Origin of the sequence: Dietzia papillomatosis NBRC 105045, from assembly GCF_001570845.1 — a bacterium.
In the GTDB taxonomy this organism is placed as follows: Bacteria; Actinomycetota; Actinomycetes; order Mycobacteriales; family Mycobacteriaceae; genus Dietzia; species Dietzia cinnamea.
Genome location: NZ_BCSL01000010.1, coordinates 80,145 through 89,801 on the forward strand (window position 1 = coordinate 80,145; position 9,657 = coordinate 89,801).

The 9,657-nt window shown below is 70.5% G+C and carries 8 protein-coding genes; 3 read left to right on the top strand and 5 right to left on the bottom strand.

Features of this window, described 5'->3' with window-relative positions:
* Positions 1-30: 30 nt before the first annotated feature.
* The 3 genes from ilvC to DPA01S_RS05410 are packed head-to-tail and all read right to left on the bottom strand — an operon-like array spanning position 31 to position 3,497.
* Positions 31-1,044 carry a ketol-acid reductoisomerase gene (ilvC, locus tag DPA01S_RS05400; protein WP_061229706.1) on the bottom strand — a complete coding sequence of 338 codons (1,014 nt, stop codon included), beginning with the start codon at positions 1,042-1,044 and terminating at the stop codon, positions 31-33.
* 54 nt (positions 1,045-1,098) lie between these two features.
* Positions 1,099-1,605, bottom strand: a complete 507-nt coding sequence (gene ilvN, locus DPA01S_RS05405) for an acetolactate synthase small subunit (RefSeq protein WP_061914416.1) — start codon at positions 1,603-1,605, stop codon at positions 1,099-1,101.
* The gene (locus tag DPA01S_RS05410) at positions 1,602-3,497 is read right to left on the bottom strand and encodes an acetolactate synthase large subunit (protein ID WP_083961657.1); all 1,896 of its coding nucleotides are present in this window, start codon (positions 3,495-3,497) and stop codon (positions 1,602-1,604) included. The genes ilvN and DPA01S_RS05410 overlap by 4 nt, the downstream gene beginning before the upstream one ends.
* Positions 3,498-3,779: 282 nt before the next feature.
* Here DPA01S_RS05410 and DPA01S_RS05415 point away from each other — a divergent pair, with 282 nt between their 5' ends.
* Positions 3,780-4,214 (top strand): PH domain-containing protein, encoded by a 435-nt coding sequence (locus DPA01S_RS05415; protein ID WP_082767816.1) that lies wholly within the window; start codon positions 3,780-3,782, stop codon positions 4,212-4,214.
* Here DPA01S_RS05415 and DPA01S_RS05420 read toward each other — a convergent pair.
* Complete coding sequence (locus tag DPA01S_RS05420; RefSeq protein ID WP_232303025.1) at positions 4,110-5,546, bottom strand: YhgE/Pip domain-containing protein; 1,437 nt, start codon at positions 5,544-5,546, stop codon at positions 4,110-4,112. The two genes, DPA01S_RS05415 and DPA01S_RS05420, sit on opposite strands and share 105 nt — an antisense overlap.
* Before the next feature lie 185 nt (positions 5,547-5,731).
* Here DPA01S_RS05420 and ilvD point away from each other — a divergent pair, with 185 nt between their 5' ends.
* A complete protein-coding gene (gene ilvD / locus DPA01S_RS05425) occupies positions 5,732-7,570 on the top strand; it encodes a dihydroxy-acid dehydratase (protein WP_061914424.1) in 1,839 nt (612 codons plus the stop codon).
* Between the two features lie 54 nt (positions 7,571-7,624).
* Here ilvD and DPA01S_RS05430 read toward each other — a convergent pair whose 3' ends face one another.
* Positions 7,625-8,455 carry a DoxX family protein gene (locus DPA01S_RS05430; RefSeq protein ID WP_061914426.1) on the bottom strand — a complete coding sequence of 277 codons (831 nt, stop codon included), beginning with the start codon at positions 8,453-8,455 and terminating at the stop codon, positions 7,625-7,627.
* 66 nt (positions 8,456-8,521) lie between these two features.
* On the opposite strand from DPA01S_RS05430, the gene DPA01S_RS05435 reads away from it, so the two are divergent.
* Positions 8,522-9,547, top strand: a complete 1,026-nt coding sequence (locus DPA01S_RS05435) for a PQQ-dependent sugar dehydrogenase family protein (RefSeq protein ID WP_061914429.1) — start codon at positions 8,522-8,524, stop codon at positions 9,545-9,547.
* The last annotated feature ends 110 nt before the right edge of the window (positions 9,548-9,657 follow it).

A 9,657-nucleotide genomic window follows, 5' to 3' on the forward strand; every position in this document is an offset into this window, starting at 1 on the left:
GGGGCCTCACACGAGATGCTTCCGCAACACTCAGGCGGTCTCCGTGATGGGACGGTCGACCCAGCTCATGAGGTCGCGCAGCTTCTGGCCGGTGACCTCGATCGGGTGCTCCGCGTTCTCCTTGCGCAGCGCCTCGAGCTCCTTGTTGCCGCCCTCAACGTTGGCCACGAGGCGCTTGGTGAACTCGCCGTTCTGGATGTCCGCGAGGATCTCCTTCATGCGCTCCTTGGTGCCGGCGTCGATGACGCGCGGGCCGGAGAGGTAGCCGCCGAACTCCGCGGTGTCGGACACCGAGTAGTTCATGCGGGCGATGCCGCCCTCGTACATGAGGTCCACGATGAGCTTGAGCTCGTGGAGCACCTCGAAGTAGGCCAGCTCGGGCTCGTACCCGGCCTCGACCATGACCTCGAAGCCCGTCTTGACGAGCTCCTCGGTGCCTCCGCACAGCACGGCCTGCTCACCGAACAGGTCGGTCTCGGTCTCGTCCTTGAAGGTGGTCTTGATGACGCCGGCGCGGGTGCCGCCGATCGCCTTGGCGTAGGACAGCGCGAGCGCCTCGCCCTCGCCCTTGGGGTCCTGCTGCACGGCGATGAGCGCCGGGACGCCCTTGCCGTCGACGAACTGACGACGCACGAGGTGGCCGGGGCCCTTCGGCGCGACCATCGCGATGGTGACGTTCTCGGCCGGCTTGATGAGGCCGAAGTGGATGTTGAGGCCGTGGCCGAAGAACAGCGCGTCGCCGTCGTTCAGGTTGGGCTCGATGTCGTCGGCGTAGATCTGCGCCTGCGAGGTGTCGGGGGCGAGCAGCATGACGACGTCGGCCCACTTGGCGGCCTCGGACGCGGTCATGACCTTGAGGCCGGCCTCCTCGGCCTTCTCGCGGGACTTGGAGCCCTCGCGCAGGCCGATCACGACCTCGACACCGGAGTCGCGCAGGCTCAGCGAGTGCGCGTGGCCCTGCGAGCCGTAGCCGATGACGGCGACCTTGCGGCCCTGGATCAGCGACAGGTCCGCCGAATCGTCGTAGAACATCTCCACTGCCATGGTGGATTCCCTTCGTTTGTTATCGGTAAGTCGAAACCGGGTTACTGGTCGAGACTATCGAGTGGTGGTGATGGACTTGGGACCGCGTCCGAGCGCGACCATCCCGGACTGGACGATCTCGCGGATGCCGTAGCCGTCGAGCATTCGCAACAGCGCGTCGAGCTTGTCCGGCGTGCCGGTCGCCTCGAGCGTGAGCGACTCGGGCGAGACGTCGACGATGTGCGCACGGAACAGGCTGGCGATCTCCACGATCTGCCCGCGGTTGGTGGCGTCGGCCCGGACCTTGACCAGCGTGAGCTCGCGGGCCACCGAACCGGCCGGGTCCTGCTCGACGATCTTGATGACGTTGACCAGCTTGTTGAGCTGCTTGGTCACCTGCTCGAGCGGGAAGTCCTGGACGTTGACCACGATCGTCATGCGGGACAACCCGACGGTCTCGGTCGGGCCCACGGCCAGCGACTCGATGTTGAACCCGCGCCGGGAGAACAGCGACGCGACGCGCGCGAGCACGCCGGGCTTGTCCTCCACCAGCACGCTCAGGGTGTGGGAACGCGCGCTCACTGATCCTCCTCCTGGCCGGCGATGACGGCGGCGTCGATCCGCTCGGTCACCTCGTGGATCTCCGTGGCCTCGTCCGCCGCGGAGTCGGTGTCGTCGAACAGCGGCCGGATGTCCCGGGCCGCCATGATCTCGTCGTTGGACGTCCCGGCCGCGACCATCGGCCAGACCTGGGCGTCCTTGCCCACGATGAAGTCGATGAGCACCGGCCGGTCGTTGATCTCGCGCGCCTTGGCGATCACGTCGTCCACGTCCTCGGCCCGCTCGCAGCGCAGCGCCACGCAGCCCAGCGCCTCGCCGAGCTTGACGAAGTCGGGGATGTGCATGGAGTGCGTCGACAGGTCGGTCTGCGAGTAGCGCTCCTCGTAGAACAGCGTCTGCCACTGCCGGACCATGCCGAGGTTGCCGTTGTTGATGAGCGCGACCTTGATCGGCGCACCCTCGATGGCACAGGTGGCCAGCTCCTGGTTGGTCATCTGGAAACAGCCGTCGCCGTCGATGGCCCACACCTCGGCGTCCCGACGGCCGAACTTGGCGCCCATCGCGGCGGGCACCGCGTAGCCCATAGTGCCGAGGCCGCCCGAGTTGAGCCACGTGCGTGGCTTCTCGTACTTGACGAACTGGGCCGCCCACATCTGGTGCTGCCCCACGCCCGCGCAGTACACCGCGTCGGGGCCGGCGGCCGCGCTGAGGCGCTCGATGACGTACTCCGGCGACAGGGACCCGTCCGACTGCGGCGCGTACCCCAGCGGGTACTCGTCCCGGATCTCGTCCAGCTCGCCGACCCACGCGGACGGCGCGTCCAGTGCCCCGGACTCCCGCTCACCGCGGAGCGTCTCGACGAGCTCGACCAGCACCTCCTTGATGTCGCCGACGATCGGCACGTCGACCGCACGGTTCTTGCCGATCTCCGCCGGGTCGATGTCCGCGTGGATGACCTTCGCGTCGGGCGCGAACGTGTCGAGGCGGCCCGTGACCCGGTCGTCGAAGCGCGCCCCGAGCGTCACCAGCAGGTCGGAGCGCTGCAGCGCGGCGACCGCGGCGACCGTGCCGTGCATGCCGGGCATGCCGTAGTGCAGCCGGTGCGAGTCCGGGAACGCCCCGCGGGCCATGAGCGTGGTGACGACGGGGATGCCCGTCAGCTCGGCCAGCGCCATGAGCTCCGCCGAGGCGTCCGCCTTGATGACGCCGCCGCCGACGTACAGCACCGGTCGCGTCGACCGCGCGATCATCCGGGCGGCCTCGCGGATCTGCTTGCCGTGCGGCTTGGTGACGGGCCGGTAGCCGGGGAGCTTCATCTCCGGCGGCCACGAGAACGTCATCTCGCCCTGGAGGACGTCCTTGGGGATGTCCACCAGCACGGCACCCGGACGGCCCGTCTGGGCGATGTGGAACGCCTCGGCGATCATCCGCGGGATGTCGTCGCCGTGGGAGACCAGGAAGTTGTGCTTGGTGATCGGCATCGTGATGCCGGAGATGTCGGCCTCCTGGAAGCCGTCCGTGCCGATGAGGGAGGTCCCCACCTGGCCGGTGATCGCCACGACCGGAACCGAGTCCATCTGTGCGTCCGCGAGCGGCGTCACCAGGTTGGTGGCACCGGGCCCCGAGGTCGCCATGCAGACGCCGACCCGGCCGGTGGCCTGGGCGTAACCGGTGGCGGCGTGGCCCGCACCCTGCTCGTGCCGGACGAGCACGTGCCGGACCTTGGCCGAGTCGTAGAGCGGGTCGTAGACCGGCAGGATCGCCCCGCCGGGAATGCCGAAGACCACCTCGGTGCCGATCTCCTCGAGGGACCGGACGACGGCCTGCGCGCCCGTCATCCGCTCGGGGGCCGCCGGGCGGGCCTTCTGGTCTGTGCCCGGACGGGGTCCGGGCTGTGCCGTTGGTGCGCTCACTTCAACTGTCCTTCATGCTGGTCGTGGAGCTTGTCGTTCGTCGCCTCACCCGGTCCGGTGGGACCGGTGGAACCTGGCAACAAAAAACCCCCGACGGCCACATGGGGCCGGCGAGGGTGCGCGTCGGGGGAAAGCCAGGTTGCGGCTCAGGCGCCGACGCGCCGGCCGAGTACGAGACCGTTCCAGGTGTTCACGCGGCCCAGACTAGGCCCCGGCCGTCCGAAGCGTCAACTCGTGGAACACCGATCCCACATAGTGGACCGTGCGAGACTAGAGGACATCATGAGCGCCCCATTCAGAGCCCCCGTGCCGGAGTCGACCCCGCGCGACCGCGCCCTCTTCCGCGTCAACCCCATGTCCTACATCGTCATCGCCATCCTCGTCGTGGCGATCCTCTGGCCCGTCGCGGCCTACCCGCTCGCCCTCGGCTGGCTGGTGCTGATCCCGGTGGCCTTCGCCTGGTGGGTGGCCAGGACCCGCACCCGGCTCGACGAGCGCGGAGTGCACCTGTCGACCTGGCGCTCCCGGCGCTCGGTCCCGTGGGACGAGGTGAAGGGCGTGATGTTCCCGAAGAAGGGCTTCGCCCGGCTCGTGACGACCTCGGACGACTCCCTACCGATGGGCGGCGTGTCGTTCCACGACCTTCCGCGCCTGTCCGCCGCCAGCCGGGGCCGCATCCGCGACCCCTACTCCGCGCCCGGACCCGAGCAGCCCTGATCCTCCCCGGCCGGCCGGCACCCGGTCGGCCACGGCCTGTCGGCGCATCCCCATGCGCTCGTACACGAGGGTGACCGCGATGCCCACCACGAGGCCGCCCACCGTCCAGGCGCCGAGCACCCACACGGCGTGACCGAGCCCGGCCTCCCAGTCCGAGTCGAAGAACATGATCGCGCGCAGGCCGAGATATGCCTGGTGCATCGGCTGCAGGTCGCCGATGGCGACGAAGACGGGCGGCAGCATCTGCGTGGGCGTCGCCCCACCCGAGGTGGGGATCCCGAGCACCACGAACAGCACGAGGTTGACCAGCAGTCCGGCGTTGCCGATCGCGGCGATGATGGTGTGCGCGCAGACCCCCACCGCCACGATCACGAGGTTCGAGAACCAGAACATGTGCCACGGGTCGTACCCGCTGATGCCGAGGATGTCCGCCACCCACAGGCACAGAGCCGACACCAGCGGGGCGGTGACCAGCGTGACCGCCCACTTCCGTACGAGAGTCTGGACCCGACCGAACGGCGCCACGTGGACGTGATGGGCGAACGGCCCGATCTCCAGCGGGATGAACCCGAGCCGGGCGTCCAACAGCGCGGAGATGATCATCGCGCCGGTGAACCCGGCCAGGATGACGACCAGCGCGTAGAACATCGGCAGCGACGCGTTGGAGACGCCCGCCGGCAACGGGTTCCACGCCGTGACGTCGACCCGGATCGGGTCGCCGAGCGCGAGCTCCGCGGCCGCGTCGACCGTCCCGCCCTCTGCCCCGGCGAGGAGCTGGGCGTCCTCCACCAGACCCGGCCCGACACGCTCCCGGAACGACTCCCGCATCCGGTCGGCCATCGTGTTCATCACCTGGCCGGAGACGATCGACACCCGCGGTGAGTACTGCATCTCCACGCGGGCGCGGCCCGGCACCGGCCCGCTCCGACCCGCCTCCGTCGCGGCCGCCTCGACCAGCCCGACGACCCGTTCGCTGAGGTCGGCGGGTATCCGCAGAGCGCCGAAGTACGTACCGTCCCGCAGCCCGGCCTCCGCGGTGGCGGAGTCCACCATGTGCAGCCGGACGGTTCCCCAGTCGTTGTTCTGGATGAGCCCCGCCGTGATGCGGGTGCCGACGTCGATCCGTCGCGGGCCGACCGGGGTCTCGAGCGTCGCCGCCTCGTCCTCGTTCACGACCGCGACAGGGATGTGTCGGGCGTGGGCCTGCGGGTCCGCGGTGCCGCCGATGTACATGAAGGCCAGGAGGAAGAACAGGCCGCAGACGACCGCGACGGCCCCTGCGGAGTGCGAGACGAACTCCCGGATCCCGCCGGTGTGGCCGGAGTCGCTCATGTCCATCCCCCTCTCGTCGTGGGCGGGCGGGCCTGGCGGCCGACCGTGAGAAGAGTAAACCCGCACCGGGGCGTATCGTGGGGAGGTCACGGCCAGTCCGGGGCGCCGCCGTCGGCGCGTCCGGAACGCCCTGCGGGTGCAGCCCCTCCGGCCGCCCGTTCTCCTTCGAACCGGATCGAGGTCCCATGCCGCCCCTGAGGTCACGAACCAGTACCGCCGGACGCAACGCCGCGGGGGCCCGGGCCCTCTGGCGTGCGACCGGTATGACGGACTCTGACTTCGGCAAGCCGATCATCGCGATCGCCAACTCCTACACGCAGTTCGTGCCCGGCCACGTCCACCTGAAGAACGTGGGCGAGATTGTCGCGGAGCAGATCGCGGCGGCGGGCGGCGTGGCGCGTGAGTTCCACACCATCGCCGTCGACGACGGCATCGCCATGGGACACGCCGGCATGCTGTACTCGCTGCCCAGCCGCGAGATCATCGCCGACTCGGTGGAGTACATGGTCAACGCCCACACGGCGGACGCGTTGGTGTGCATCTCCAACTGCGACAAGATCACGCCGGGCATGCTCAACGCGGCCATGCGGCTCAACATCCCCACGGTGTTCGTCTCGGGCGGTCCGATGGAGTCGGGCTTCTCGGTGGTCGTCGACGGCGTCGTCAAGGCGGGTTCCGACCTCATCACCGCGATCTCCGCCTCGGCGAATTCCGCCGTCGACGACGAGAATCTGGACGCCATCGAGCGATCGGCCTGCCCGACGTGTGGGTCGTGCTCGGGCATGTTCACCGCCAACTCGATGAACTGCCTCTCCGAGGCCCTCGGGCTGTCCCTACCGGGTAACGGCTCGACGCTGGCCACGCACAGTGCGCGCCGCGAGCTGTTCGCCGAGGCGGGTCGCCTCATCGTGGACCTGTGCACGCGCTACTACCGCGACGAGGACGACTCGGTGCTCCCCCGCTCGGTGGCCACCAAGTCCGCCTTCACCAACGCGATGGCCCTCGACGTCGCGATGGGTGGCTCCACCAACACGGTGCTGCACATCCTCGCCGCCGCGCAGGAGGGCGAGGTCGACTTCGACCTGCACGACATCGAGGAGGTCTCCCGCCGGGTGCCGTGCCTGGCCAAGGTCGCCCCGAACTCGGACTACTACATGGAGCACGTGCACCGGGCCGGGGGCATCCCCGCGATCCTCGGCGAGCTGTACCGCGGTGGCCTGTTGGAGACCGACGTCCACTCGGTGCACTCCCCGTCGCTCGAGCAGTACATCGCCGACTGGGACATCCGCAGCGGCACGGCCACCGAGAAGGCCGTCGAGCTGTTCCACGCCGCCCCGGGCGGGGTGCGCACGATCGAGCCCTTCTCCACGGACAACCGCTGGGAGTCGCTCGACACCGACGCGGTGGGCGGCTGCATCCACTCGGTGGAGCACCCCGCGACCGCAGAGGGCGGCCTCGTCGTGCTGCGCGGGAACATCGCGCCCGACGGGTCGGTGTTCAAGACCGCGGGCGTGTCGGAGGAGAACTTCCACTTCTCGGGTCCGGCCAGGGTGGTCGAGTCCCAGGAGGAGGCGGTGTCGGTGATCCTCAACAAGACGCTGCAGGCCGGTGAGGTCCTGGTGGTGCTGTACGAGGGGCCGGCCGGCGGCCCGGGGATGCAGGAGATGCTGCACCCGACCGCGTTCATCAAGGGCGCGGGCCTCGGCACGAAGTGCGCTCTCATCACCGACGGTCGGTTCTCGGGCGGTTCCTCGGGGCTGTCGATCGGCCACATCGCGCCCGAGGCCGCCTCGGGCGGCCCGATCGGCCTGGTGCGTGACGGCGACATCGTGACGATCGACGTGGCCACGCGGTCCATCTCGGTGGAGGTGGACGACGACGAGTTGGCCCGCCGCCGGGAGGAGAAGGGACCGCTACCGTGGCGGCCTGCGAACCGGGACCGGAAGGTCTCGACCGCCCTGCGCGCGTACGCCTCGATGGCGTCGTCGGCGGACAAGGGCGCCGTCCGGATCCTGCCGGACTGATCGCGGATCCGGGCCGACCGCCGACGAGCGGTCGGCCCGCAGCGACCGGCGCGGTCAGCCCGCGGTGATCGGTGCGCTGTCGGCGGACGACGTCAACGGGTAGGTGCCGTTGAGGAAATACCACAGGACGCCGGCCAGCACGACGACGATCACCAGCCAGACGATCCCGCTGAACCGCGGGCGGTGCGACCATCCCCACTTGCGGTCGGCGGCCCACCGCCCGGGTCCGGTGAAGAGCAGCGTCAGCAGCGCCGCGGCGTAGAGGATCGACGGCTCGAGTCCCCGCGAGGTGTCGCTGAGGACGGGAATGGGGTCCGCTCCGGTCAACCGGACCGCGATGCCGAGCCCGACGATCCCGAGGAGGCCGGCCGCGGCGATGGGCGTGGCCAGCCCCACGACGAGCATGACCCCCGCGACGAGTTCGACGGCGCCACCGGCGATCGCCAGCGCGCGGGCCATGTCGAAACCGGAGTCGGCGAGCGTCTCCGCGAACCCGTCGATCCCCGGGCCGCCGAACAGCCCGGCGAGCTTCTGCAGGCCGCGCATCGCCAGCAGGACGCCCACCGCCAAACGGAGGACGAACAGTCCGAGGTCGATGGTCCCGCGCCTGCCGATATCGTCGCGGGGGGCGGGCGCGATGGTGGTCGGCTGCTCGCCGAACGGCAACGGCGCGGACATGTCGTATCCACCCGACTCGGAGAACTGCGAGTAGTCGGTGCGCCCGGCGGCCGGGAACGCTGTGGTGGCGGTGTCCCCCGTCCCGCCGCTCGCGCCCGTTCCCGCACCCGGCCCCGGACCCTTGGTGCCGGGCACGTCGAGCGGGTAGTCGACGTCGTGGATGATCTCTGTACGGGCGTCGTCGTCACCGCGCTTTGAGGAAGTCACCTCTCGACTGTAGGCCGGGGCCGCCGCGGGGACCCGTAGGACACGGCGCGCCGTACTCTGGTCGGCATGAGATCGCTCGCGCTCGTCCTGGCGCTCGCCGTCGCGGTGTCGGGCTGCGCGAGGTTCGACGATCGCCTCGAGGCCCCGTTCACGCCGGCCCCGGGTCCGGGGGCGGGGGCCGCGCCGCCGCCGAGTGCGCCCGGATCTCCGACTCCCCCGCCGACCTCGCCCTCCGGCGAGCCCGAACCGGCCCCTGAGACCGGACCGTGCGTGGACCCTGATCCCGCTGTGATCGCCACGTGTCTGGGTCCGGCCGTCGCCGTGGCCGGTCTGGGTGACGGGGCGCTGGTCGCGGAGTCGACGGGTGCGGTGCGGATCGTCTCGCCGGACGCGGTTCCGGAGGAGTTCGGGCGGGTGGATCCGCGGGGCGGTCGGGTGGCCGCGGTCGCGCCGTCCCCGGATTTCGCCCAGGACCGGTTGGTGTATCTCCTCGTCGTCGGCGATGGACCCACACGCGTCGAGCGCCTGGCGCGCGGCGACGCTCCCCGCACGGTGGCGGAGCTCGCCCCTGCTGAGAGCGGCGGCCTCGCGTTCGTCGCGGACATCCTCACCGTCGGCGTCGGTTCGGAGCTCGTGCGGTTCCCGTCGTTCACGGGGATCGGTCGCGCCGAGCGACCCGAGGTGATCGCGCGCGATCTGGGCGGCATCCAGGCGCTGTGCGTCCACGACGACGAGCTGTATCTCTCCACGGTGACCGACCGTGGTGCCGCACTCCGCGCCCCGGGTCGGATGGTGTGGACGTGGCCGGACCAGCGTTCGGCGGGTGGGTGCGCGGCCGGCGAGGGGACGCTGGCGATCGCGCTCCCGGACGCCGAGCGGGTCGATACCCTGCAGACCGCCGGCGGTGCCGCGCGTGGTCAGCCCGAGGCCCTCGCGGAGGGGCGCTACGGGCGGCTCACCGGCCTCACCGTGGTCGGCGAGGGCATCCTCCTGGCCGGGACCACCAACAAAGCCGGCGGCTCCCCTGTCTCGACTGACGACCGGGCGGTCATCCTGCCCGACTCCGGTGGTGGCCGGGACGCCCGCATGTGAGTCCTACTCGAACGCTTGTGCGATCTCGACCCGCCCGGTAGGCTCGTTCTCATGTTCGAGTGATGGCGCGGCGCTGCAGGGGGTGACGGGGTTGGATACGACGACGACGG